At 64.1% G+C, this 25,545-nt stretch carries 23 protein-coding genes; 3 read left to right on the forward strand and 20 right to left on the reverse strand.

Features of this window, described 5'->3' with window-relative positions; translation table 11 throughout:
- Window position 1 precedes the first annotated feature (1 nt).
- From JHX87_RS07140 to chvE, 6 genes are read right to left on the reverse strand one after another with little or no spacing between them, the layout of a single operon-like run.
- Window positions 2-916, reverse strand: coding sequence for a Gfo/Idh/MocA family protein (locus JHX87_RS07140; protein ID WP_271886130.1), 915 nt, complete (start codon window positions 914-916; stop codon window positions 2-4).
- The gene (gene araD, locus JHX87_RS07145) at window positions 916-2,658 is read right to left on the reverse strand and encodes an L-arabinonate dehydratase (RefSeq protein WP_271886128.1); all 1,743 of its coding nucleotides are present in this window, start codon (window positions 2,656-2,658) and stop codon (window positions 916-918) included. The genes JHX87_RS07140 and araD overlap by 1 nt, the downstream gene beginning before the upstream one ends.
- 9 nt (window positions 2,659-2,667) lie before the next feature.
- Window positions 2,668-3,657 carry an AraD1 family protein gene (araD1, locus tag JHX87_RS07150; protein WP_271886126.1) on the reverse strand — a complete coding sequence of 330 codons (990 nt, stop codon included), beginning with the start codon at window positions 3,655-3,657 and terminating at the stop codon, window positions 2,668-2,670.
- A 3-nt stretch (window positions 3,658-3,660) separates the two neighbouring features.
- Entirely contained in the window at window positions 3,661-4,854 is a 1,194-nt protein-coding gene (mmsB, locus tag JHX87_RS07155; protein ID WP_271886124.1) for a multiple monosaccharide ABC transporter permease, read from the reverse strand.
- 14 nt (window positions 4,855-4,868) lie between these two features.
- Window positions 4,869-6,389 carry a multiple monosaccharide ABC transporter ATP-binding protein gene (gene mmsA / locus JHX87_RS07160; RefSeq protein ID WP_271886122.1) on the reverse strand — a complete coding sequence of 507 codons (1,521 nt, stop codon included), beginning with the start codon at window positions 6,387-6,389 and terminating at the stop codon, window positions 4,869-4,871.
- 48 nt (window positions 6,390-6,437) lie between these two features.
- Window positions 6,438-7,493 (reverse strand): multiple monosaccharide ABC transporter substrate-binding protein, encoded by a 1,056-nt coding sequence (gene chvE, locus JHX87_RS07165; protein ID WP_271886119.1) that lies wholly within the window; start codon window positions 7,491-7,493, stop codon window positions 6,438-6,440.
- A 124-nt stretch (window positions 7,494-7,617) separates the two neighbouring features.
- On the opposite strand from chvE, the gene JHX87_RS07170 reads away from it, so the two are divergent.
- Window positions 7,618-8,568 carry a LysR family transcriptional regulator gene (locus JHX87_RS07170; protein WP_271886117.1) on the forward strand — a complete coding sequence of 317 codons (951 nt, stop codon included), beginning with the start codon at window positions 7,618-7,620 and terminating at the stop codon, window positions 8,566-8,568.
- A gap of 2 nt (window positions 8,569-8,570) precedes the next feature.
- Here the strand turns inward: JHX87_RS07170 and cysW are convergent, their stop codons facing one another.
- From cysW to JHX87_RS07240, 14 genes are all read right to left on the reverse strand, one after another.
- Window positions 8,571-9,410, reverse strand: a complete 840-nt coding sequence (gene cysW, locus JHX87_RS07175; protein WP_271886115.1) for a sulfate ABC transporter permease subunit CysW — start codon at window positions 9,408-9,410, stop codon at window positions 8,571-8,573.
- The gene (cysT, locus tag JHX87_RS07180) at window positions 9,407-10,264 is read right to left on the reverse strand and encodes a sulfate ABC transporter permease subunit CysT (RefSeq protein WP_271886113.1); all 858 of its coding nucleotides are present in this window, start codon (window positions 10,262-10,264) and stop codon (window positions 9,407-9,409) included. Before cysT ends, cysW begins: the two co-directional genes overlap by 4 nt.
- Window positions 10,261-11,259: a sulfate ABC transporter substrate-binding protein gene (locus JHX87_RS07185; protein ID WP_271886111.1), complete on the reverse strand. Its 999-nt coding sequence runs from the start codon at window positions 11,257-11,259 to the stop codon at window positions 10,261-10,263. The genes cysT and JHX87_RS07185 overlap by 4 nt, the downstream gene beginning before the upstream one ends.
- Complete coding sequence (locus JHX87_RS07190; protein WP_271886109.1) at window positions 11,256-12,368, reverse strand: sulfate/molybdate ABC transporter ATP-binding protein; 1,113 nt, start codon at window positions 12,366-12,368, stop codon at window positions 11,256-11,258. Before JHX87_RS07190 ends, JHX87_RS07185 begins: the two co-directional genes overlap by 4 nt.
- Window positions 12,369-12,506: 138 nt before the next feature.
- On the reverse strand, window positions 12,507-13,262 hold the full coding sequence (locus JHX87_RS07195; RefSeq protein WP_271886107.1) for a hydroxypyruvate isomerase family protein: 756 nt from the start codon (window positions 13,260-13,262) through the stop codon (window positions 12,507-12,509).
- Complete coding sequence (gene otnC, locus JHX87_RS07200; RefSeq protein WP_271886105.1) at window positions 13,259-13,912, reverse strand: 3-oxo-tetronate 4-phosphate decarboxylase; 654 nt, start codon at window positions 13,910-13,912, stop codon at window positions 13,259-13,261. The genes JHX87_RS07195 and otnC overlap by 4 nt, the downstream gene beginning before the upstream one ends.
- Complete coding sequence (gene otnK / locus JHX87_RS07205) at window positions 13,909-15,162, reverse strand: 3-oxo-tetronate kinase (protein ID WP_271886103.1); 1,254 nt, start codon at window positions 15,160-15,162, stop codon at window positions 13,909-13,911. Before otnK ends, otnC begins: the two co-directional genes overlap by 4 nt.
- Window positions 15,163-15,227: 65 nt before the next feature.
- On the reverse strand, window positions 15,228-16,625 hold the full coding sequence (locus JHX87_RS07210) for an NAD(P)H-dependent oxidoreductase (protein ID WP_271886101.1): 1,398 nt from the start codon (window positions 16,623-16,625) through the stop codon (window positions 15,228-15,230).
- Window positions 16,626-16,635: 10 nt separating this feature from the next.
- A complete protein-coding gene (locus JHX87_RS07215) occupies window positions 16,636-18,141 on the reverse strand; it encodes a tripartite tricarboxylate transporter permease (RefSeq protein ID WP_271886099.1) in 1,506 nt (501 codons plus the stop codon).
- 16 nt (window positions 18,142-18,157) lie between these two features.
- A complete protein-coding gene (locus JHX87_RS07220) occupies window positions 18,158-18,670 on the reverse strand; it encodes a tripartite tricarboxylate transporter TctB family protein (protein WP_271886097.1) in 513 nt (170 codons plus the stop codon).
- Window positions 18,671-18,755: 85 nt separating this feature from the next.
- On the reverse strand, window positions 18,756-19,751 hold the full coding sequence (locus JHX87_RS07225) for a tripartite tricarboxylate transporter substrate binding protein (RefSeq protein ID WP_271886095.1): 996 nt from the start codon (window positions 19,749-19,751) through the stop codon (window positions 18,756-18,758).
- Between the two features lie 53 nt (window positions 19,752-19,804).
- A complete protein-coding gene (locus tag JHX87_RS07230; RefSeq protein WP_271886093.1) occupies window positions 19,805-20,866 on the reverse strand; it encodes a 4-hydroxythreonine-4-phosphate dehydrogenase PdxA in 1,062 nt (353 codons plus the stop codon).
- A 156-nt stretch (window positions 20,867-21,022) separates the two neighbouring features.
- Window positions 21,023-22,741 (reverse strand): dihydroxyacetone kinase family protein, encoded by a 1,719-nt coding sequence (locus tag JHX87_RS07235; protein WP_271886071.1) that lies wholly within the window; start codon window positions 22,739-22,741, stop codon window positions 21,023-21,025.
- Complete coding sequence (locus JHX87_RS07240) at window positions 22,734-23,678, reverse strand: sugar phosphate isomerase/epimerase family protein (RefSeq protein ID WP_271886069.1); 945 nt, start codon at window positions 23,676-23,678, stop codon at window positions 22,734-22,736. The genes JHX87_RS07235 and JHX87_RS07240 overlap by 8 nt, the downstream gene beginning before the upstream one ends.
- Before the next feature lie 164 nt (window positions 23,679-23,842).
- Here JHX87_RS07240 and JHX87_RS07245 point away from each other — a divergent pair, with 164 nt between their 5' ends.
- Together JHX87_RS07245 and JHX87_RS07250 are read left to right on the forward strand one after the other, a co-directional pair.
- Window positions 23,843-24,562: a GntR family transcriptional regulator gene (locus JHX87_RS07245; RefSeq protein WP_272833894.1), complete on the forward strand. Its 720-nt coding sequence runs from the start codon at window positions 23,843-23,845 to the stop codon at window positions 24,560-24,562.
- A 129-nt stretch (window positions 24,563-24,691) separates the two neighbouring features.
- A complete protein-coding gene (locus JHX87_RS07250) occupies window positions 24,692-25,537 on the forward strand; it encodes a hypothetical protein (RefSeq protein WP_271886065.1) in 846 nt (281 codons plus the stop codon).
- The last annotated feature ends 8 nt before the right edge of the window (window positions 25,538-25,545 follow it).

Here is a 25,545-nt window from a genome sequence, read left to right on the forward strand (position 1 = left end):
CCTAGAATTGAAACTCTTCGACTGTGTTCCTGCGGCCCAGCGTAAAGGCATCCGCAATCAGCACCATGGGCAACAGATCGACGTCCGAGCGCCCCTGCGGGACCAGTTGCGCCATCCGGGCATAAAGCGCGGGATATTCCGCGCCCATGATCCTGTCGCCACCCTCCACCGCCTTGCCGTCAATCTCAAGCTTGTTGCCACCATTGCGCAGGGCCAAATGGCCGCCATCTGTGGCGAATTCCATATCCCAGGTCTGCGGCCCCTCCTCGCGGAAATCGAAATCGGCGTGGATATTGCCGCTGAACTCCAGCCGCGCGGCAATCGGGGCCTGACGGTTGGCGGGAAAGTCCATCTCGGCGCTGCGCAGATGGATCGGCGCGGGCAGGATCTCGGTCAGGATCGAGGTCGCGTTGATGCCGGGGTCAAAGACGCCCATGCCGCCCGCCTCGAAGATCCAGTCCTGGCCGGGATGCCATTTGCGCACATCCTCGCGCCAGATCACCCGGCCTTCCCGGATCACCTTGTCGGCCAGCCAGGCCTTGGCGCTGGCCACGCCATGCGCATGGCGCGAATGCCAGGTCGCGAACAGCGACAGGCCCTGCTGTCGCGCCAGATCATGCAGGATATGTACCTCGGCCAGGGTGGCGCCGGGCGGCTTTTCCAGCATCACATGGCGCCCGGCCAACAGCGCCGCCCGCGCCGCCTGAAAGCGCGGCACCGGGGGCAGGCACAGGCTGACCGTGCCGATATCGGGCCGCGCCGCCAGCATCTTTTCCATGCTGTCAAAGGCTTCGACCCCATCGACGGTGCCGCTGCGCGACACGGTGGCGGCCAGGTCCCAGTCCGGGCTTTCGGCAAGGGCCGGGACATGCTGATCCACGGCGATCTTTCCGATGCCGACAAGTGCGAGTTTCATCAGTGGCTGTCCTTTCCAACCTCATTGCCCCGACACCCGGTCAGGAAGTCCAGATCGGCCCCGGTATCGGCCCCCATCACATGCGCCTGATGCAGCCAGGCATAACCGCTGGCAGGCTGATCGGGCAAAGGCCGCCAACCGGCCAGACGCGCGGCCAGTTCGGCATCGCTGACATCCAGATGCAGGCGGCGATTGGGCACGTCCAGCTCGATCATGTCGCCATCGCGCACCACGGCCAGCGGGCCACCCGCCGCAGCCTCGGGGCTGGTATGCAGCACGACCGTGCCATAGGCGGTGCCCGACATGCGCGCATCGCTGATCCGCACCATATCGGTGATCCCCTTGCGCAGCACCTTGGGCGGCAGGCCCATATTTCCAACCTCGGCCATGCCCGGATAGCCCTTCGGCCCGCAATTCTTCATCACCATGACGCAGGTTTCGTCGATATCCAGCGCCTCGTCATTGATGCGGGCCTTGTAATCGTCGATATCCTCGAACACGACCGCGCGGCCGCGATGCGTCAGCAGATGCGGGCTGGCCGCCGACGGTTTCAGCACCGCCCCCTTGGGCGCCAGATTGCCGCGCAGCACCGCGATGCCCCCCTGTTGCGTCAGGGCGCGGTCGGCGGGCAGGATGACATCCTCGTTCCAATTGACGACATCGCCGACCTCATCCCAGATGGTCTGGCCGCTGACGGTCAGCGCATCCTTGTGCAGCAGACCCGCCTGCCCCAGATGCTTCAGCACCACGGGCAGACCGCCGGCATAGAAGAACTCTTCCATCAGATATTCGCCCGAGGGCATCAGGTTCACGATGGTGGCCACATCCCGCCCGCAGCGGTCCCAGTCATCCAGCGTCACATCCACGCCCACGCGCCCCGCCAGCGCCAGCAGATGCACCACCGCATTGGTCGATCCGCCAATCGCGCCATTCGTGCGGATCGCATTCTCGAAGGCGTTTTTCGTCATGATGTCCGAGGGTTTCAGATCATCCTTGACCATCTGCACGATGCGCCGGCCCGAGATCTGCGCCATGACCCGGCGGCGGCTGTCCACCGCCGGGATCGCGGCATTGCCCGACAGCGCCATGCCCAGGGCCTCGGCCATGCTGGCCATGGTGCTGGCCGTACCCATGGTGTTGCAGGTCCCGGTCGAGCGGCTCATCGACTGTTCCGCCTCCAGGAATTCCTCCTGCGTCATCTCTCCGGCCTTCACGGCCTCGCTGAATTTCCACAGATGCGTGCCCGAGCCGACACGCTCGCCCCGAAAATAGCCGTTCAGCATCGGCCCGCCGGTCACCACGATCGAGGGGATATCGCAGGATGCCGCCGCCATCAGCAGGCTGGGCGTGGTCTTGTCGCAGCCCACCATCAGCACCGCGCCATCAATGGGCTGTCCGCGAATGGTTTCCTCAATGGCCAGCGCGGCCAGATTGCGAAACATCATGGCGGTGGGCCGGAAGGTGTTTTCCGAAGCCGAAAAGACCGGCACCTCGACCGGAAAGCCGCCCGCCTCCCAGATCCCGGCCTTCACCTTTTCGGACAGCTCACGCAGATGGCCGTTGCAGGGCGTCAGATCGGACCAGGTGTTCAGAATGCCGATGACCGGGCGACCGTCGAACAGGTCATGCGGGTAGCCCTGATTTTTCAACCAGCCACGGTGATAGATCGTGTCGCGGGAATTGCCGCCATACCAATGCTGAGAACGGAGCTTGCGGGGCCAGGGCGCGGGTGTGAAGGTCATATGGATTTCTCAAAGGGCTGAGACAGCGACCGGCGTCGTGTCATGTGGAAATTGACTCAGGCGGTTCTGCAGGGGCAGGCCAAAGGCATCGCTGGAAATCTGGAATTCGTCGCCGGGCTGAACGCTGATGCCATCGGCAAAGGACAGCGTGGCCGTGCCGAAGAAATGCACATGCACATCGCCCGGATGGCGGAAAAGATCATATTTGAAATGGTGATGTTCAAGATTGGCCAGGCTGTGGGACATGTTCGCCTCGCCCGACAGGAATGGCTTTTCCCAGATCACGGCGCCATCGCGGATCACGCGGCTGGTGCCCTCGATATGCTGGGGCAGATCGCCGATCAGCATTTCGGGACCATAGCTGGCCGGACGCAGTTTCGAATGGGCCAGCCACAGGTAATTGCCGCGCTCGGTGACATGGTCGGAAAATTCGTTCGCAAGCGCGAAGCCCAGCCGGAAGGGCGTGCCGTCAGGGCCGATCAGGTAAAGGCCCGCGATCTCGGGCTCTTCGCCCGAATCCAGCGCGAAACCGGGCGAGGTCAGATCGGTCCCCGGGGCAATGGCCGCATGACCGTTGCCCTTCCAGAACCATTCCGGCTGCACGCCGATCTTTTCCGGACCGGGCTTGCCCCCCTCCAGCCCCATGCGGAACATCTTCATGCTGTCGGTCAGGTCTTCGGGGTCGGTCTTCTGATGCATCGAATTGCGGGTGGCGGCCGAGCCCAGATGGGTCAACCCGGTCCCGGTCAGGTGCAGATGCGCCGGATCGGGATGATCGACCGGCAGCAGCATCCGCCCCTCGGCCAGCGCGGCGGCCAGATCGACGGGTTCGCCCTGACCGCGGGTCGAGATTTCGGCCAGCAGGCCGTGGCCCGCCGCAATCGCGGCATGTGCCAGATCAAGCGTGGTCGATGCGCCCGGCACCAGATGCGCGGCCCCGTCGTGCCGGGCTGCGACCGCGCGGGTTCCGTCGGGCAGGGTCAGTTGCGACAGAAACATGGCTCAGCCCTCTTTGTTCTTGTTGTAGACGTCGAAGAACACTGCGGCCAACAGCACCAGCCCCTTGATCACCTGCTGGTAATCGATGCCGATGCCGAGGATCGACATGCCGTTATTCATCACCCCCATGATGAAGGCGCCGACCACCGCGCCCACGATCTTGCCCGAGCCGCCGGCCATCGAGGCGCCGCCGATAAAGACCGCCGCGATCACGTCCAGTTCGACCGCGAAGCCCGCCTTGGGTGTCGCGGTATTCAGCCGCGCGGCATAGATCAGGCCCGCCAGCGCGGCCAGCACGCCCATATTCACGAAGGTCAGAAAGGTCAGACGCTCGGTCCGGATCCCCGACAGCTTGGCCGCCTTGGCATTGCCGCCCACCGCATAGACGCGGCGGCCCAAGGTGGTCCGTTCGGTGATGAAGACATAAACGATGGTCAGGATCACCATGGACAGCAGCACATTGGGCAGGCCCCGGAACCAGGCCAGCTTCCAGGTCACGAACAGCAGCGCAGCAGCGACAATCGCATTGCGCAGCACGAAGAGGCCCATCGGCTCATCCTCGATGCCATAGCGGGCGTTGCGGGCGCGGGTGCGCAGACCCAGCCAGACCAGCACCAGAACCGCCGCGACTCCGATCGCCATGGCCAGCACATTGGGGCGTCCGACGCCGAAGATATCAGGGATGAACCCGTTCGACAGCGCCTGAAAGCTTTTCGGAAAGGGGCCGATGGATTGCCCCGCCAGCAGCCACAGCGACAGCCCGCGAAAGACCAGCATCCCGGCCAGCGTGACGATGAACGAGGGGATGCGCCAATAGGCCACGAAATAGCCCTGCGCCGCGCCGATGATCCCGCCTGCGATCAGGCAGATGATCATCGCGATCCCCACCGGCATGTCCCAACTGACGATCATCACCGCCGCCAGCGCGCCGATAAAGCCCATGACCGAGCCGACCGACAGATCGATATTGCCGCCCACGATCACCAGCAACATGCCAAGCGCCATGATGATGATATAGCTGTTTTGCAGGAACAGGTTGGTGATATTGACCGGGCGCAGCAAGGTGCCCTCGGTCACGATCTGGAAGAATACCATGATCGCGATCAATGCGAATAGCAGGCCATATTCGCGAATATGACGTGCGATATAGGCGCCGATGCCGGTGCCCGTGTCCGAGGCGCTTTCGGTTTGTGCCATGGCCCCCTCCCCTCTTATTCCCTGACGATCAGCGACATGATGGCTTCCTGACTGGCCTCGGCCTGCGTCAGTTCCCCCACGAAGCTGCCTTCGTTCATGACATAGATCCGGTCGCACATGCCCAGCAGTTCCGGCATCTCGGACGAGATCATGATGACGGCTTTGCCCGCCGCGCTCAATTCGTTGATGATATTGTAGATTTCATATTTCGCGCCGACATCGATCCCGCGTGTCGGCTCGTCCAGGATCAGCAGTTCGGGATCGGTGAACAGCCATTTGCCCAGCACCACCTTCTGCTGATTGCCGCCCGAGAGGTTCATCACCTTCTGAAAGACCGAGGGCGTGCGGATGCGCAGCGACTGGCGGTATCTTTCGGCGACCTCGGTTTCCAGCCCCTCATCCACCACGCCGCGATGCGAGACGCCGGGAAGATTGGCAAGGCTGGTATTGCGGCGGATGGTTTCTTCCAGGATCAGGCCCAAGGTCTTGCGATCCTCGGTCACATAGGCCAGCCCGGCACTGATGGCGCGATCCACGGTGCTGACATCGACCGGCTGGCCATGCATCAGCGCCTGTCCGGTGATATTGCGCCCATAGCTGCGGCCGAAAACGCTCATCGCCAGTTCGGTGCGCCCGGACCCCATCAGCCCGGCAATGCCGACGACCTCTCCGGCGCGGACATTCATCGACAGGTCCGTGATCACCTGCCGCTCTCGGTGTTCGGGATGCCAGACGTTCCAGTCGCGCAGTTCGAACACCATCTCGCCCGCACGTGGATCTCGTTCGGGATAGCGATGGGCCATGTCGCGGCCAACCATGTCGCGCACGATGCGATCCTCGGTCAGGTCGCCGCCCCGCGCGTCGATGGTCGAGATCGTGGCCCCGTCGCGGATCACCGTCACGCTGTCGGCCACGCGGCGAACCTCGTTCAGCTTGTGGCTGATGATGATCGAGGTAACGCCCTGCGATTTCAGTTCCAGCAGCAGATCCAGAAGCGCCTGACTGTCCGATTCCGACAGCGCCGCCGTCGGCTCGTCCAAAATCAGCAGGCGCACGTTCTTGGACAGCGCCTTGGCGATCTCGACCAGTTGCTGCTTGCCGACGCCCAGGCTGTCGACCTGCGTACCCGGCGTTTCGCGCAGACCGACCTTGGCCAGCAGGGCTTCGGTCTCGTGGAATGTCTCGGGCCAGTTGATGACGCCGTGGCTGGCGCGCTCATTGCCCAGAAAGATATTCTCGGCAATCGTCAGCAGCGGGATCAGCGCCAGTTCCTGATGGATGATGATGATGCCGCGCTCTTCACTGTCGCGGATGCTGGCAAAGGCGGCGGGCTGGTTGTCATAGACGATCTGGCCCTCGTAGCTGCCATGGGGATAGACGCCCGACAGCACCTTCATCAGCGTCGATTTGCCAGCGCCGTTTTCGCCGCAGATGGCATGGATTTCGCCCTCTCGGACGACGATGCTGACATCGTCCAAGGCCTTCACACCGGGAAAGGTCTTGGTGATGTTGCGCATTTCCAGAAGTGTGGACATGGCGGACTCCGTGGGTAAAGGCCGCCCCGGACAGGGCGGCCCTGCCGATCAGTTCAGCTGATCTTCGGTGTAATAGCCCGACTCGATCAGCACGGATTCGATGTCGCCCTTGGTCACCGGAACCGGCTGCAGCAGATAGGACGGCACGACCTTGACGCCATTGTCATAGGTTTCCGTGTCGTTGATTTCCGGCTCGCCACCTTTCAGCATCGCATCGACCATGCCGACGGTGACTTTCGCCAGTTCGCGCGTGTCCTTGAAGATCGTCGCATATTGTTCGTCGGCGCGGATCGACTTGACCGACTGCACCTCGGCATCCTGACCCGAGACGATGGGCATCGGCATATCGCCCGAGCCATAGCCCACACCCTTCAACGAGGACAGGATCCCGATGGACAGCCCGTCATAGGGCGACAGCACGCCCTGGATCTGCTTGTCGGTGTAATTGGCCGAGAGGATGTTATCCATCCGCGCCTGCGCCGTCGCCGGATCCCACCGCAGCGTGCCGACCGTATCCATGCCCATCTGGCCCGATACGATCTGGACCGAGCCATCGTCGATCATCGGCTGCAGCACCGACATGGCACCGTCATAGAAGAAATAGGCATTGTTGTCGTCGGGGCTGCCGCCGAACAGTTCGACATTCCACGGCTTGGTGTCGGGGAAACGCTCTTTCAGGCCCGCGACCAGCGTATTGGCCTGTTCCACACCCACCTTGAAATTGTCGAAGGTGGCATAATAATCGACATCCGGCGTGTCGCGGATCAGGCGGTCATAGGCGATCACCTTCACATCGGCGGCCTTGGCATTGGCCAGCGCATTGGACAGGGTGGTGCCGTCGATGGCGGCGATGACCAGCACGTCAACGCCCTTGGTGATCATGTTCTCGACCTGGGCCAGCTGGTTCGGAATATCATCCTCGGCATATTGCAGATCGGTGTCATAGCCAGCTTCCTGGAACTGTTTCACCATATTGTTGCCATCGTCGATCCAGCGCGCCGAAGATTTGGTCGGCATCGAGATTCCGACGGTTTCGGCGGCTGCGCCAAAGGCAGCCCACGACACACCGATCGCCAGCGCGATCGCGACGGATTTCAGTTTCATCAGTCTAATCCTCCCTGCAGGGCGTGTGTTACGCCTGCGTTCCCATGTTAGGTCCGAAAAGACTAGCAAGCGGACTTCATATCAGTAAAATGATTTTTTAATCCATCTGCATATCAGAATTGCCATGTCGCACCTGCAGCTTGCCCTGAAACCCGCCCAGCTTCGGCTGATCAACCAGATCGACCGCCACGGTCAGCTGCAGATCGCGGCCGAGGCGCTGGCCATGACACAGCCCGCCGCCTCTCGCATGCTGGCCGAGGTTGAGCGGCAGGTGGGCGCCGCCCTGTTCACGCGCGGCCCCAAGGGGATGGAGCCGACGGAGACCGGGTTGCTGTTTCTGCGCCGCGCCCGCGTCATCCTGCGGGAAATGGACAGCATCGCCACGGATATCCGCGATCTGCGTCAGGGCTATGCCGGGTCGATCCGCGTGGGCGCGGTGACCGGGCCCGCGATCAGCTATCTGGTCGCGGCGGTGCGGCAGGTGAAACAGGAAACGCCCGAGGCGCAGATCAGCATCGACGTCATGCCCTCGCGCGATCTGCTGAACCACCTGATCGCCGGCGAGATGGATTTCGTGCTGGGTCGCATCCTGCCCGAATATGACAGCAAATCCTTCAACATCCTGCCCATGCATGATGAGAAGGTGACCCTGATCGCGCGGGCCGGGCATCCGCTGGCCCGTGCCTCGGTGGTGACGCTGACGGAGATGGTCGCCTATGAATGGGTGCTGCAACAGCGCGGCTCGCCCATCCGCGAGGCGACGCTGGCCGCCTTTGCGGGCGTCGGGCTGGCCGAGCCGAGGAATATCATCAACAGCCCCTCGATGCTGCTGACCATCGCCTATCTGTCGCAAAGCGATGCCATCGCCGCTGTGTCGAACGAGGTCGCGCAGCTGCTGATCCGGCCACCGATTTCAGCCAGCTTCACGGTGCTGAAAACCGCGCAGCACATGCGCGTGCCGCCCTATTACCTGCTGAGCCTCGTGCGGCATCCCCTGTCGCCGCTGGCGCAACGGCTGCGCGAGGAACTGGCCCATATGTCGCGCAGCCCGGATCTGGATCTGATGCCGCGCTGATCTCAGGCAGCCTTGCTGCGCCCCTCGATCAGCGTCTTGATCAGCATGGTCGCCAGCGCGATCAGCGTCAGGGTCGAGGCGGCCGCAAACGCGCCGACGATATTGAGATCGTTGAACAGCAATTCGATCTGCAGCGGCAGCGTATTCGTCTGCCCCCGGATCGAGCCGGACACAACCGACACCGCGCCGAATTCCCCCACCGCACGGGCCGAAGCCAGCACCGCGCCATAAAGCAACGCCCAGCGGATATTGGGCAGGGTCACCAGCCGGAAGATCTGAAACCCCGAGGCGCCCAGCGTCAGCGCGGCCTGTTCCTGCTCGGACCCCTGCGCTTGCATCAGCGGCAGCACCTCTCGGGTGACAAAGGGCGCGGTGACGAACAGCGTCACCAGCACGATCCCGGGCAGCGCAAAGAGGATCTGGATATCGGCATCGGCCAGCATCGGCCCCAGAAGGCCCTGACGACCGTAAAGCAGCAGATAGCAGACCCCGGCGATGATCGGGGAAATCGAAAAGGGCAGCTCGATCACCATCAGCAGCAGCTTGCGCCCCGGAAAGGTAAAGCGCGCGATCAGCCAGGCGGCGGACAGTCCGATCACGATATTCACCGGCACGGTGATCAGCGCAACCAGCGTCGTCAGCCAGATCGCATGCAGCGTATTCGGGTCAAGGATGTTCTGCGCAAAGACCGCCACGCCCTCGGACAGCGCCCGCCAGAAGATATAGGCCAGCGGGACGACGATGATCAGCACCGTCAGCACGACCGCCACCGCGATCAGCAGCCGCGCCGCACCACGCGATTCACGCGGCGCCAAGGCTCCGGGGAGGATCGCGGTCTTCATGCCCGTCCCCCCTTGCGCTGCATCCGCCCCTGCAGCCAGTTCGACAGCCCCAGCAGGATCAGCGCAATCACCATCAGCGTCAGGGCGATGGCCGCAGCACCGTTGTAGTCGTATTCCTCAAGCCGGATCATCGCCAGAAGCGAGGCGATCTCGGTCTTCATCGGCAGGTTCCCCGCGATAAAGATCACCGCCCCGAATTCGCCCAGCGACCGGGCAAAGGCGATGGTCGCGCCGACCAGAAAGGCGGGCTGGATGGCCGGAAAGATCACCCGGCGAAAGATGGTCAGCGGCGATGCGCCAAGGCTGCGGGCGGCCTCTTCCACGGCGGGATCAAGATCCTCCAGAATCGGCTGAACCGTGCGCACGACAAAGGGGACCGAGGTAAAGCTCATCGCGACGGCCACGCCAAGGATCGTATAGACGACCGTGATGCCCGCAGGCTCCAGCACCTGCCCGTACCAGCCATTGGCCGAAAACAGCGCGGTCAGCGACAGCCCCGCCACCGCCGTCGGCAGGGCAAAGGGGATATCCATCATCGCATCCAGCAGCCTGCGCCCCGGAAAGCTGTATCTGGTCAGCACCCAGGCCATCAGCAGGCCATAGATGGCGTTGAACAGCGTGGCCATGGCTGCAGCCAGAACCGTCAGCCGCAGCGCCGCCAGCGTGCGCGGCGCGGTCACGATCTCCCAATAGCGCTGCGGACCGATCTCGGCCCCTTTCAGCACCAGCGCCATCACCGGCAGCAGAACGATGATGCCGACATAGCTGAGCGTCAGCCCCATCGTCAGGCCAAAGCCCGGCAGCACCCGCCGCGACCGCGCGCGACGGGGCATGGTGATGGCCGCCCCGGTCATTGGTTCACAAAGACCTTGTCCAGAATGCCGCCCTCATCGAAATGCTCGGCCCGGGCCTGATCCCAGCCACCAAAGACATCATCCACCGTGACCAGTTCGACCTCGGGGAAATCGGCGGCGAATTCGGCCGCGATCTCGGGGTTGTTCAGGCGATAGAAATGCCGGCCCAGAATGCGCTGCGCCTCGGGCGTATAGAGGTAATCCAGATAGGCCTTGGACACCTCTTCGCTGCCCTTGCGCTTGGCGTTTTCGGTGACGATGGCAACCGGGAATTCGGCCAGGACCGACAGCGAGGGCGTGACGCGCTGGAAATTCTCATCCGCATATTGCTGGGCGATGCCGCCGGTTTCGGCCTCGAAGGTGATCAGCACATCGCCCAGGCCACGCTCGGCAAAGGTCGCGGTGGCGGCGCGTCCGCCGGTGTCGAAGACCGGCACATTGGCAAAGATCTTGCGCACGAAATCCTGCGCCTGTTCCGCATCGCCGCCATTCTGCTTCAGCGCAAAGGCATAGGCCGCCAGATAGGTATAGCGCGCATTGCCGCTGGTTTTCGGGTTGGGAAAGATCACCTGAACGCCATCGCGGGTCAGATCGTCCCAATCCTCGATCCCCTTCGGATTGCCCTCGCGCACCAGAAAGGCGGGCAGCGAGTAATAGGGCGAGGCATCGTTGGGAAAGGCATCGCGCCAGTTTTCATCCACCATGCCGCCCTCGGCCAGCACATCGATATCGGTGACCTGATTGAAGGTCACCACATCGGCGGGCAGCCCTTCCAGAATGGCGCGGGCCTGTTTCGAAGAGCCGGCGTGGGATTGTTCAATCGCCACGCTGCGGCCCGATGTCTCTTGCCACTGGGCGGCGAAGGCGGGATTGATCTCGGCGAAAAGCTCGCGGGCGATGTCATAAGAGACATTCAGGATTGAATCGTCCTGCGCGGCAGCAGGGCCTGCAAGGCCAAGGATCAGCGCAAGGGCAGTCGTCAAACGGGTTTTCACAGCCGGTTCTCCTTGAGGGCGTGCGGTATATGGTCATCTGCGGCAAAGGGCGCGGTCGCGCCGGGCGATGCCGTTCGGGAAAAGATCTGTCCGGCCAGCGCCGACAGGCTGACCGGCATGCCGGTTTCCAGCCCCTGACAGTCACGGCGGGCCAGTTCGGATTCGATGCGGCAGCCGCTGTCATTTTCGGCGACCATGCGCCGCAGGGCCCCGGTCGAGGCGATCTCGGTCAGGCGGAACGGCGCGGCGGGATCGGCCACGGGCCGGATATCGGCAGGGCGCAGGAACAGCGTCGCGGGACCGTCCGGAAGGGCGCGCCGGGCCAGTGCCGTCAGATCAAAGCCCGGCGCCTGCGCCCGGCCCGCCTGCATCGTCACCGGCAATTCGACGGTCAGCCCCAGAAAGCGCGCGACGAAGGGCGTGGCGGGGTGGTCATAGATCTGATCGGGGCGGCCCGTCTGTTCGATCACGCCGCCATTCATCACCACGACGCGGTCGGCCAGCTCAAAAGCCTCTTCCTGATCATGGGTGACGAAAATCGTGGTGGTGCCGGCGCTGTCATGGACATTGCGCAACCAGCGGCGCAGATCGCGACGCACCTGTGCATCCAGCGCGCCAAAGGGTTCATCCAGCAACAGCACGCGCGGCTCGATCGCCATGGCGCGGCCAAGGGCCACGCGCTGCCGCTGCCCGCCCGAAAGTTCGGACGGATAGCGGTCGGCCAGTTGCGCGATCTGCAAGAAGGACAGCAGGCGCTGCACCGTCTCCGCGATCTGCGCCTTGCCGGGCCGCTGCCCGCGCGGCAGCACGGTCAGGCCGAAGGCGATATTGTCCTGCACCGTCATATGCGGGAACAGGGCATAATGCTGAAACACCATGCCAATCCGGCGCTGCGCGGCCGAGCGCGCCAGCCAGTCGTCACCGTCAAAGGCCAGGCTTCCCGCATCCGGCCAGTCCAGCCCGGCGATGATGCGCAGCAATGTCGTCTTGCCCGACCCCGAAGGCCCCAGAAGCGCGACCAGTTCGCCCTTGTCGACGGTCAGATCGATCCCGCGCAGAACCTCTGTCTGGCCGAAACGGCGGGTGATATTCGACATGGCAAGCGACATGGGGCGTCCTCTGATGGCATCGGGGGACAGGTAGCAATGGCCCCTGACATTGCCAAGGAACGGCAACTGGCAAGATTTCATCCAAAAAGAGAATATTATTCTACCGGCCCGCGCGCCCTGTGCTTATGCCACCGGACCTCAGGCGCGCAGGGTCTGAAGCCAGCCCAGCGATGCCTCGGTCGCACCCTCAGGACGGTATTCCGCGCCAAGTGGGCGATCCCAGCCAAGATCGCGCAGCAAGCGGATCACGTGGCGGTAATCCAGCTCTCCCTGATCAGGGGGGCCACGGTCGGGGACCGCGGCGATCTGGATATGCCCGATCAGCGGCAACAGCGTTTCCAGCCTGCACGAGATATCCCCTTCCATGATCTGCAGATGATAGCAATCGAACATCAGCCGCAGATTAGGCAGCCCGGCGCGCGTGATCAGATCGCGGGCCTGATCGCTGCCGGTCAGGAAATAGCCCGGCGCGTCGCGGTGGTTCAGCGGCTCGATCAGAAAGGTCAGATCGGGCGCGGCGCGGCAGGCATGGGTCAGGTTGCGGATGAATGTCGCCTCGGCCTCGGCCCCGCTGGCGAAACCCGCCATGACGTGGATCGCGCCGCAGTCGATTTCGCGGGCATAGGCGATGGCGCGGTCGATCTCGGCCCGGGCCGCGACCTCTTGTCCCGGCAGCGCCGCAAGGCCGTTCTGACCGGGCTGGCCGCGATTGGTGTTCAGCCCAAGCATGACCAGCCCGGTCTGGTCCAGCGCAGCCCTGACCTCTGCCGGATCAAAGGCATAGGGCCAGTGGCATTCGACCGCGTCGAAACCTGCCCGCGCGGCGGCGCGGATCGCCTCAGGCAGCGGAAGATCGGACCAGAGAAAGCCCAGATTGGCGGAAAAGGCCGTCACGCGTCGCCCCAGGCGATCTCGTGCAGCCTGACCAGATCGTCCACCTGCGCGGGCGACAGCATATCGGGCGTTGTGCCGCGCAGCAGCAGCGCCAGCCGCGAGGTCGCCTCCAGCTCTTCGATGGCGTTGCAGGCGCCGTCCAGATCCAGACCGGCGACGACCGGGCCGTGATTGGCCAGCATCACGGCAGAGCGTCGGCCCGCCAGACCGCGCACCGCATCGCCGATTGCCGGATCGCCGGGCCGGAAATAGGGCAGCAGCTTGACCCGGCCCAGTTGCATGAAGGCATAGGGCGTGATCGGCGGCAGGAAATCATCGGCATTCGCACCCGGCAGGGCCGACAGCGCGACCGCGTGGCAGGAATGCAGATGCACCACCGCCGCCGTCCGCCCGCGCGTCTCGTAAAAGGCCAGATGCAGCGGCATTTCCTTGGTCGGGCGGTCGCCGTCGACATGGTTCCCACGGGCGTCAAAGCGCGACAGTCGCGCCGGATCCAGCCGGCCGAAACTGGTGCCGGTGGGCGAGACCAGCAGCCCGCCATCCGCCGTTCTGGCCGAGATATTGCCCGTCGATCCCGCCGTCAGCCCCCGATCGAACATCGAGCGCGCCAGATCGCAGATCTTTTCGCGCAGGCGGGATTCGTCGCTCATCCCTCATCCCCCAGCATCCGGGCAGCGCGGTCAAAGAAATCCTCGGCACCGAAATTGCCGGATTTCAGCGCCAGAACCAGATCTTCACCGGCGCGGATCGCGGGCACGCCCGGCGCGATCTCTGGCCCGATGTCAAGCTGGCCAAGTTCCAGCCCCTCGACCACGGCACCAGAGGTTTCGCCCCCTGCCGTGATCAGCCGCGTCACGCCGCCATCGACCAGATAGCGGGCCAGATCGGCAAAGAATTCCTCAAGCGCATGGGCGACCTCTTCGGTGCCATATTCCGCCTGAACGGCGCGGACCGTGCGCGGATCGGCCGAGGAAAAGACCAGCGGCGCCCCATCCTGACCCAGAACCCATTCGGCGGCATCCATCGCGCCAAAGGTGCCGGCCAGAACCTCGCGCGGGTCAATCTCCAGCGCCGCTTCGCCCAGACCGATATGATGCGCCACCTGACCGCGCGTGGCGCGCGAACATGACCCTGACAGCACCGCGACCCGGCCAACCTGCCCCTCCCAGACCGGCGGCTCTGGCGACAAAAGGCCCTGACGGCGAAAATTCTCCGGCAGCCCAAGCGCGATGCCCGACCCGCCCGTGATCAGCGGCGCGCCATCGGCGGCAGCACCAAGGGTCAGCAGATCCTCGTCCCGGATCGCATCGCAGATCACGAAGGGCTTGCCCGCATCCGATTCAGCCGCGATCCGGTCGCGCACGGCATCGGCCCCCTGCCACACGGTCGCGGCGGGGACATGTCCCACGCCCACCGTGCTTTGCAAGGCCAGCCAGCGGCGCAGATCCGGGTCGGTCATCGGCGTCAGCGGGTGGTTTTCCATGCCGCTGTCGTTCAGCAGCCGGTCACCCACGAACAGGCAGCCCTGATAGACCGTTCGGCCCGCAGCCGGAAAGGCCGGGCAGAAGATCACCTGATCGGCCTCCAACTCGCGGGCCAAAGCCTCGGCCACGGGTCCGATATTCCCCTCGGGCGTGGAATCGAAGGTCGAGCAATATTTGAACAGGATCTGCTGACAGCCCTGTTCCTGCAGCCATTCCAGCGCCTCAAGCGACAGGCGCACGGCCTCTTCCACAGGCAGCGACCGCGATTTCAACGCGACGATCCCGGCCTCGACATCAGGATCCGCAGGGCCAGTCGGGACGCCGCTATATTGCACCACGCGCATCCCGGCCTTGGCCAGCGTATTGCCCAGATCGGAAGAGCCGGTGAAATCATCGCCGATACAGCCAAGCAGCATTTTGCGTCCCTTATGTTCCGTCAGTCGTCACAGCCAGATGGCGCCACCCTGTGCCAGCCCGGCGATCAAGTCCAGCCTTCGGCGGCGATGACATCCTGCATCCGTCGCAGCCGCAACAGATCCGAGCCCTCATCCAGCGCGACATCGCCGCAGAGGATCGGTTGACCGGCGCGGATATCGCGCAGCAGGGGCCGGTTCGCGGCCAGATAATAGGGGATCGGCGCATCCGCCGCGATCGCGCGGGCGGGCGTCATGCGCGACGCGACATTCGCGATGCTGTGGTGATGCCCCTCGGCCCGCAAGAGGGTGCCCGCAGGCAGATCGGCCTCGGCAAAGGCGGTCAGGTCGATCACCGGGCGCGGCGTATCCGCACCCGAGGAGACGCCCAGCAGCGCGGCTTCAAAGACGCTGGTCGCCGCCTCAAGCCCCAGCAGGTGACGCGGCAGGCCAATCATCGCGGTCCGGCCATTTCGGGCCACGACATGCCCTTTCTCGCGCAGCATCTGCCAGGTTTCCTGATCCTCGCAATTCACGGTGACAAAGACACCGCCCGCAAAGCTGGGCTCGTCCGGCAGGCGCAGACAGTGGAACACATCCAGCCGCCCCGCCCCCGCAAGCAGGCCGCCATCGACTGCGGCGCACATCATATCCGCGACCTCGGTGATCCGGGCGATGGGCGCATGCAGATCGGCGCGATCCGGGCGCAGGCCAAGGGCATTGGCGACGACCGTCATCTCGCACAGATCGGGCACCGCGCGTTGCGGCAACGCGGCGGCAAGCCGGGCCCGCGCTGCGGCAACGGCGGGCCAGTCACACCCCCTGCCCTCGATCCAGTCGCCGAAGCCCGGCACCTGCACCCGCTGGCCATTGCTGGTGATGCTGTCGGTCGCCGGATCGAAGACCATGTCATATTCGCTGGCCTTGCCGACCGCGACCAGGTTCAGCCCGATGGTGTCCGCCCATGTCGCCAGCCCGATCAGCAGGCTGGGCTGATCGCCATCGACCGGCGAACAGACACGCCCCCGCTGGGCCGCCATACGCGACAGGATCGGCCCGATAACGCTGTCGGTTTCCTTGGTGACCATGATCACATGCTTGTCGGCCTCGATCGCCAGAACGGCATGCCGCGCCCCGGCATCGGGATGCCCCGTCGCCTCCAGCACGACATCGAAGGGCAGATCCGCCACCACCGCCAGATCGTCGGCTGCGATGAATTTGCCTTCGTCCCAGGCGCTGCGGGCCGAGGCGGCGTCACCGCATACGGCAATCATCTCCGGGGCGACCCCGACCGATTGCAAGGCATCGGCGGCGATCTCGACCCGGCGGTCCACCGCGATGCGGCAGGCAAGGCCGCGCACATGGCGCGCCTGCGCCAGAAAGCTGCGCCCGAACCCGCCGGTGCCGATCATGGCGCAATCGACCTGTCGGCTGTCACGCCCGCTGAAGTAACGCAGATGGTTCATCTTGCAGCGCCTATTCGACGGCAGGCTTGCGGCGCAGGCGGCCGCGCAACTGCAGCAGCTTCGGCAGGATCAGCAGCGCCAGCGCCAGACCCATGATCCCGCCCACCAGCGGGTTCGAGAAGAAGATCGCCAGCGACCCGTCCGACAGCACCATGGACTGATGGAAGGCATTTTCCGCCTTGTGGCCCAGCACCATGGCCAGCACCAGCGGCGCCAGCGGATAATCCAGCCGGTTGAACATATAGCCCACCAGCCCGAAGACCAGCACCAGCCACAGATCGAAGGTCGAGTTCGACACCGTATAGGCCCCGACAAAGCAGATCGCGACGATGATCGGGCCGATAATGGCAAAGGGGATGCGCAGCAGCGCCGCGAACATCGGCACCGTGGCCAGCACAAGGATGACCCCGACGATATTCGAGATATACATGCTGGCGATCAGGCCCCAGACGAAATCGGGCTTGGTCGCGAACAGCATCGGACCGGGGGTCAGCCCCCAGATCATCAGCCCGCCCATCATCACCGCCGCCGTGGCCGAGGACGGCACCCCAAGCGCCAGCATCGGCAGCATCGCGCAGGTGCCTGCGCTGTGATCGGCGGTTTCGGGGGCGACGATGCCTTCGGGGCGCCCCGTGCCGAAGGGCTCTCCCTTGCGCGAGGCCTGGCGCGCGATGCCATAGCTCATGAAAGAGGCGGCGGTGGGCCCGCCCGGCGTGATGCCCATCCAGATACCGATCAGCCCCGACCGCAGCGATGTCGCCCAGTAGCGCGGCAGTTCCGCCATGGTGCGCAGCACATCGCGCAAATCAATGCGCGACGAGACACCGCGGAACCGCAGCCCCTCTTGCACCGTGGACAGCAATTCGCCGATCCCGAACAGCCCGATCACCACAACCAGAAAGCTGACCCCGCTCAGCAGGTTGTCATAGCCGAAGGTCAGCCGGATCTCTCCGGTGATCGTGTCCATGCCGACGGTGGACAGGATCAGCCCCGTGCTCAGCGACACCAGCGTCTTGGCGGGCGAGGCGCTGCCCATGCCGATAAAGGCCGCGAAGGCCAGGAAATAGACCGCGAAATATTCCGGCGCGCCGAATTTCAGCGCGAAATTCGAGGCCCATCCTGCCAGCAGGGTGATCACGATGATGCCCAGCAGCGCGCCGATCCCCGCCGACATGAAGGCCAGCGTCAGCGCCCGCGTCGATTGCCCCTTTTGCGCCATCGGATAGCCGTCGAATGTCGTCGCGACCGAGCTTGGCTCACCCGGGATATTGAACAGGATCGAGGTGGTCGAGCCGCCAAACAGCGCGCCCCAATACATCGAGGACAGCAGGATGATCGCGGATGTGGGATCCAGCGCGAAGGTCAGCGGGATCAGCAGCGACACCCCATTGGGCGCGCCCAGTCCCGGCAGCACGCCGACAACCAGCCCCATCAGCACGCCCGCCACCATCAGCATCAGATGCATCGGCGTGATGGCGATGCTGAAACCATGCATCAACAGGTCGAAATTGCTCATCTTTCCGCGCCCCCGTTCAGTAGATGCCCAGCATGGGTTCGATCGGCCCCTTCAACAGCGGGATTTTGAAGATCACCTCGAAAATCACGTAGAGAGAGACAGAGAAGCCAAAGCCGATGGCCAGCGACAGCAGCAGCGGATAGCCGCCCTTTCGCCAGGCGCTATAGGTGATGTACCCGGCCGATCCGATATAGATGCCCAGCCACATCGTCGCGACGACAAAGGCCAGCATCGCCCCCAGGAACCCGCCAAGCCGCTTGACCTTGTCGCGATCCAGAAACGGTTCCTCGACAGCAGCGCCCTCAAGGCCCTCTGCCAGCGCCCGGCGATGCCTGACGAAAGCCGAGCCCATGTTCCACAGGCTGGCGCCCAGCAGGATCAATCCGACATAGAAAGGAAAATAACCCGGTTGCGGACCGCGTTCGGACCAGCGCCACCCCAGTTCTGTCGCCCCGATGACCGCCGCGATGCCCAGGGCACCTGTCAGACATGCGGTCACAATCTCGGCGTGAAATCTTTTGACGGTCATTTCCCCTCCTTCGCGCCCGCGATGCAGGGCGCCCTCTCCGCCAGTCAAGACAAGGCCCCGGACGATGCCCGGGGCCGATCTGATCTTATTCGCCGGTCCAGCCTTCCGCCTTGAAGACGGCCACGGTGCTGCTTTCATTCTCATCGATGAAGGATTGCAACTCATCCCCGGTCAGGAAGGCCCCCGATTGCGAGGTCTTGGTCAGGTAATCCTGCCAGGCTTCGGATTCCGAGACCTTCTGCAGCGCGTCGCGGTAATAGGCGACGGCCTCTTCGGGCAGATCGGCGGGCACCCAGACGGTGCGCGGCATGCGGTAGCTGTCGATCTCCAGCCCCGATTCCTTGCAGGTCGGGATATCGTGCCAGCCCATATCGCCGCTGACCGGCTCGCTTTCGGCCATCCGCTCGGGCGCGAAGACGCAAAGCGGACGCACCGCCCCGGCCTGCCATTGTCCCAGATTTTCATTGGGATTGTTCACATTCGCGGCGACATGGCCGCCGGCCAGTTGCACACCGACCTCACCACCGCCATTGAAGGGCACATATTTGAAATCGGCGCCGGTCTTCTGTTCGATCAGCGCGACAAGCGTTTCGTCGGTATCCTTGGACTGGCTGCCGCCGAAGACGACCTGGCCCGGATCGGCCTTGGCGGCCTCGATCAGATCACCCACGGTCTGATAGGGCGAATCCGACTTGACCCAGACCAGAAACTCATCCAGCGCCAGCGCGGCGACCGGCTGCATGTCATCGGTCGTATAGGCCAGCTTGGCCACATGCGGCAGCAGATAGACATTATTGGTGCCGAAGATCATCTTGTTGGCATCGCCGCGATTCTGCTTGGCATAGAGGAATGCCTCGGCCCCCGATCCACCGCCCTTGTTCAGCACGACGATGGACTGGTCGATAATGCCGTCGCGGCTCAGCACCGACTGGATGGTGCGGGCAAAGTTGTCGGTGCCGCCACCGGCGCCCGAGGCCACCACGAATTCGATGGGACGGTTGTTCGGCTCCCATTGCGCGATGGCGGGGGCTGCGGCCATGACGGCGGTTGCGGCGATCAGCGCGGTTTTCAGTTTGGTCATCTCTCTCCTCCACAAAATTCCGGCGCGGCCGGAAACTCCCTTGGATCGGCGGCTTATTCTGCCGCCATGCCCGGTTCTGCGACCGGTGCAATCGCCCAATCCTCGGCCAGGCTCTGTGCCCTGGCCTTGGCCGGGTTCAGTTTGGCCAGATCAAATCCCAAACGGGCAGCGGCCAGTGTCGCGCCCAGATCCGCCTTGCCCTGCCCGGCAATGTCAAAGGCGGTACCATGGGCCGGGGTGACGATGGGAAAGCCATAGCCCGCGATCAGCGTGACGCCGCGATCAAAGCCCATCAGCTTCATCGCGATCTGGCCCTGATCGTGATACATGGTCAGCACCGCGTCGAATTCCCCGCGTGTCGCGCGCACAAAGACCGTATCCGAGGGGATCGGCCCCTTTGCCTGCAGCCCCTCGGCCACGGCGGCGGCGACAGCTGGGGCGATGATATCCTCATCCTCATCCCCGAAATTGCGCCCGTCGCCCGCATGCGGGTTCAGCGCCGCGACACCGATCCGCGGGGCTTTCTTGCCCGCGCCCTCCATCACCTCGGTGGTCAGGCGGATGCTGTCCAGAATCCGCGCGACGCTAAGCCGTCCGGCCACCTCGCGCAGCGGGATGTGGGATGTCACACGGGCGTTCCAGACCTCTTCCAGCACGTTGAATTCCCGCCCGCTGCGGCTGGCATCGATGGTGGCGTCGATAAAGCCGATCTCATCGACATAGCTGGGGCGCGACAGGCGCATGGAATGCTTGTTGAAAGGCGTGAACATGGCCGCATCGGCGATCCCTGCCCGCGCCAGCCGCAAGACGGCGGCGAAATTCTGCAGCGATGCGCCGCCATTTCCGGCATCGGAATCGCCCAGCACCACACCGTCCGCCGGGCTATTGGCAAGATCCAGCAGCACCGGGCCAGAGGGCAGGTCGCCATTGACCTGATCCGGCCCGATGACGGGCAGGTCAAGGGTCACACCGGCATGATCCGCGCCCATGGCCAGGACGCTGCGATCCCCGACCACGATGATATCGCGATCCCGCATATCCGGGTGGCTCAACAGCTTGGCAGCCAGTTCGGGGCCAACGCCCCCGGCATCTCCGATGGCAAGTGCAAGGCGCATGGTGCGAATCCCTCCATTCCCTATTTGGCATTCTGTATACAATATTTCGCACTCAGTCTAGGATTTTTGCCGATAGCCGGGACAGATCCGTGCTGAGATGCGGCGGCAAGAGGATGCCCGCCGCGATCTGCGCGACAGGCGATGGCAGGGCGCGGTCTATCCGCGCGAAAGCTCGGCGCCGACAACCCGCGCGCATAGCGCCAGCGACACGGCACCGGCGTCCGGATGTCCCAGGCTCCGCTCGGCCAGCGGACGGGCGCGACCCAGCTTTGGCAACAGCTCGGCGGTCGCCTGCGCCGCCTCGGTCGCGCTTTGCGCGGCGGCGGTCCAGGCGGTGGGAAGATCGGCACCTGCGGAAACCCCTTCCCGCAACCGCGCCACGAAGGGCGCGAAGGCGTCAATCAATGTCTTGTCGCCGGGTGCCGCACCGCCCAGAGCCACGACCGCGTCGTATGCCGCCTGCGCGCCTGTCGCGACCATATCGGCATCGGGGGCCGTCTGATCGGTCAGATGCTGGCCCCAGGCCCGCAGCGCGACGCCCCACAGCGCGCCCGAGGTTCCCCCGGCCCGATCCGCCCATGCGTCACCCGCCATGGACAGAACCGTGCCCGCCCCTGCCCCGGCCTGTGCAAGACGCCGGGCTTCGGCGGCAGCGGCGGATGAGCCGCGCGCCATGCCCTGTCCATGATCACCATCCCCGGCCTGTGCGTCGATCCGGCCCAATTCCTCTTCCGCATCGGCCAGGGCCTCGGCCACGCGATCCAGAATCAGGGACAGGCAGGCCGCGCTTTGCTGCGAGGCGGCAGAGCCCTTGGCGATCTGCGCCTGCGGCGCCTCGGCCGTGACCCGCCTGACCGGCGCGCCGGCGGGGGCTGGCGTCAGGACGCCCTTGCGGAAGGCAGGACTGTCAGCCGGGGCGCGCCACAGCGCCTCCAGCTCGTCATCCAGCCACATCACCGACAGCGAACAGCCCGCCATATCAAGGCTGGTCACGAATTCGCCGACCTCGGGCTGGATCAGCTGCAGCCCGGCCTGCTGACACAACCCAGTCAGGTGATGCCACAGCACGAAAAGTTCTTCATATTTGGTGCAGCCCAGACCGTTCAGCACCACGGCCACACGGCCATCATGCCCCTCCGGACGCTCGGCCATAAGCGGCTCGAACAGCATCCGGGCCAGATCGGCAGCGGGAACCATCTTTTCGCTGCGGATCCCCGGCTCACCATGGATGCCCAGACCGACGCCGATATGGCCGGGATCGACGGTGAACAGCGGCGCGCCCTGCCCCGGCAAGGTACAGCCGTCAAAGGCCACGCCGAAGGACCGCGTGTTCGCATTGGCACGGCGGGCGACGGCCTCGACCGCGTCCAGATCCATGCCCGCCTCGGCCGCGGCACCCGCGATCTTGAAGACCAGCAGATCGCCCGCGACACCACGGCGCTTTTCGGTTTCGGACCTGTCGGCGCTGGCGACATCATCGGTCACGGCCAATATGCGCGTGTCGATCCCCTCGGCCCGCAGCCGCTGGGCCGCCGCGCCGAAATTCAGCACATCGCCCGCATAATTCCCGAAGCCAAGGATCACCCCGCCACCGCAATCGGCGGCCCGCGCCACCGAGGCCACCGCGCTGGTGGATGGCGAGGCAAAGACATCCCCTGCCACCGCCGCATCGGCAAGACCCGCACCGACATAGCCCAGAAAGGCCGGGTAATGTCCCGAACCGCCGCCGACAACCAGCGCCACCTTGCCAGCGGCGCCCGGAACGGCGCGCAAGGCCCCGTGCGGCACCGGCGCGACGCGATCCGCATATGCCGCGCAAAAGCCCGCCAATGCCGTGGCCGCGAAATCTTCCGGCTGATCGAAAACCCTAGTCATTCAGAACCGTCCTTCCCGCAAGGATACCTCGGATATAGTCGCGGTTGCGGGCGCAGACGCCCAGCCCGTCGCCGCCATAATGTTCGACCAGAAACGGGCTGTCGAAGCCCAGTTCCAGCACCCGGCGGATCGCCGCGCGATAGTTGATCGTCCCGCCCAGCAGCGGGGCCGGATGGGTCAGGATCTGACCGCTGGAAGGATCTTCCATCCGGTAGTAATTCTTGACATGCCAATAGCCCGCATAGGGGGCGCAAAGCTCGATCATCTCGGCCCAGGGCTCGACCGGGCGGTGCAGGCGGATCAGGTTGCCGATATCCATGTTCAGCCGCAGCGCCGGATGGTCCAGATCCTGCATGAAGCGCACCGCATCCCGGGCCGTGCCGATATAGGTATCCTCATACATCTCAAGCGAGATGCGGATGCCCAGCCGCTCTGCATGGTCGCCCAGTTCGCGCGTCCGCGCGATGGCCAGCCGGTAGGTGTCAGGGTCCGAGGGGTTCTTGACGCCCTCGGTGGTCCAGAACCACAGCCGCGCCATCTGTTCCGGCGTCAGCGGACCGAAGAAGCCGAAGCTGACATGGCCCACGCCCATCTCTGCGGCGACATCCAGAACGCGGTGCCCATAGGCCAGATATTCGGCGCCATGTTGCGGGTCGATCACGCTGCGGCGCGATGTCGAGATCGCCGGGACCGACAGGCCCAGATCACCGCAGATCGCAATGAAATCGGCCCGTTGCGCCGGATCCAGATCTGCGACACGCAGCCAGGAATCGGTCGGATCGACGGCGTCGAAACCCGCATCGGCCACATCGGTCAGATCGCGCGCCCAGACCTCGGGCCCCGCATCCTGCACCAGACGGCCATCTGGCAGCCTGCCCGGAAACGGGATCATCGCGGCCGCAATCGGCCAGGTTTCGGCATTCCATCGGCGTGTCACGCGATCCTCCCCCATCAAGCGCAGCGGCCTTTTCGCAACATTCGAAGCTGGCTCGAATCCCGCTCTCGATCTTTCCCTAGCATGATGCTATTACTGTATCAAGAATTCTGCATACAGAATTTCACGCACGTGAGGCTTGAACTTCCGCCGCGCCTGACGCGTATATGAAGAAAGTTAAGGAGGCACCGGTGGTCGACCCCAAATCCGAACTTGCCGATACGCCCGGGATGGCGGTCAAGATCGAACGACAGTCTTTGCATGATGCGATTCTGAACCGTTTGCGCGATATGATCATCGAGGGCCACCTGCCGCCAGGATCCCGGATCAATGAAGGACAGGTTGGCGCGCAGCTTGGCGTGTCCCGCACGCCCTTGCGCGAAGCGATCAAGTTTCTGGCCAGCGAGGGGCTGGTCGAACTGGTCCCGGCCCGTGGCGCGCTGGTCAAGAAATTCAGCGCCAAGGAAACCTCGGACATGCTGGATGTGATCAGCACGCTGGAACAGCATGCCGCCCGGCGCGCCTGCGAGGTGGCGACGACGCATGAAATCTCGGAAATCCGCGAATTGCATGACGAAATGATCGAATGCTACCGGCGCGCCGACCGCCTGGCCTATTACAAGCTGAATCAGGCGATCCATTCCGGGATAGTCGCGCTGGCCGACAATGCCGCCCTGTCCGATGTGCATACGCTGCTGCAGACGCGGGTGAAGCGCATCCGCTTCATCGGCCATGAAGGCCCCGAGAAATGGGCGGGCGCCGTGGCCGAACATGAGGAAATGATCGCCGCCCTGGAGGCACGCGATGCCGACCGGCTGGCCGCGATCCTTGCCCAGCACCTGCAACTGGCGTGGGAGCGTGTCAAACCCGAACTGGACGACAGCTGACCCCGGATCCGCAGTCAGAGCGAATGGCGCCCCACCTGTCCACAGGACTGATTCAATGGGCACTTCCCTCTGGCCTCCAGTGCCGGTAAAGTAATATGTACACTCAACTCGGATTTCTAGGCTGTCGGAATGAGACAGGAAAGTTTCAAGACTGATCAAGCGGCCATTACGGTCTTCCTCGATGGACCGTTATGGAATGGCCAGCCAACGGCCACGCTTGGCGGTTTTCGCAGTCGCAATGCCAGATCGGGACAGGAAGTCCTGTCCAAGGCCATCGGCTTTGCGCGGCAGCAGGGTGTCGAGCAACTGATCGGCCCGATGGAGGGCGACAGCTGGCACAGCTATCGCTTCATCACCGATACGGATGGCAGCCCGCCCTTTCTGATGGAGCCGAACAATCAGGCCCATGAGCTTGAGGTCTTCATGAAGGCCGGGTTTCGCCAGATCGGCAGCTATTTTTCCGCCCGCGTGCCATTGACGCCGGAAAGCACGCAAAGGCCGATGCCAAGCAGCGAATTCAAGGTCGAGGTCTGGGACGGCAAGGATCCCGAGGGGATGTTCGGTCAGGTTTACGACCTGTCGGTGAACGCCTTTGCCGAAAATCCGTTCTACAAGACGATCTCGCGCAATGCCTTCATGTCGATGTATATGCCCCTGGTGCCGCTGATCCGGAAAGAGCTGGTGCTGTTTGCCCGCAAGCCCGACGGCGAGTTGACGGGTTTCCTGTTCGGCATCCCGAATTATTCCGAAGCCCAGACCCCGAAATCGGTGATCCTGAAAACCTATGCCAGCATGACCAAGGGCGCGGGCCGCTATCTATGGCGTGAATTTCATGTGATCGCCGCCAGAAACGGGTTTCAGACCGCGATCCACGCCCTGATCCATGACGACAATCTGTCAGCCCTGCGCAGCATTGCGGAAGGCGCAAGGGTGTTTCGCCGCTATGGCCTGTTCGGCCTGCGGATCGCCCAATAGCCGACCCG

The organism is Paracoccus fistulariae (assembly GCF_028553785.1).
Taxonomy (GTDB): Bacteria; Pseudomonadota; Alphaproteobacteria; order Rhodobacterales; family Rhodobacteraceae; genus Paracoccus; species Paracoccus fistulariae.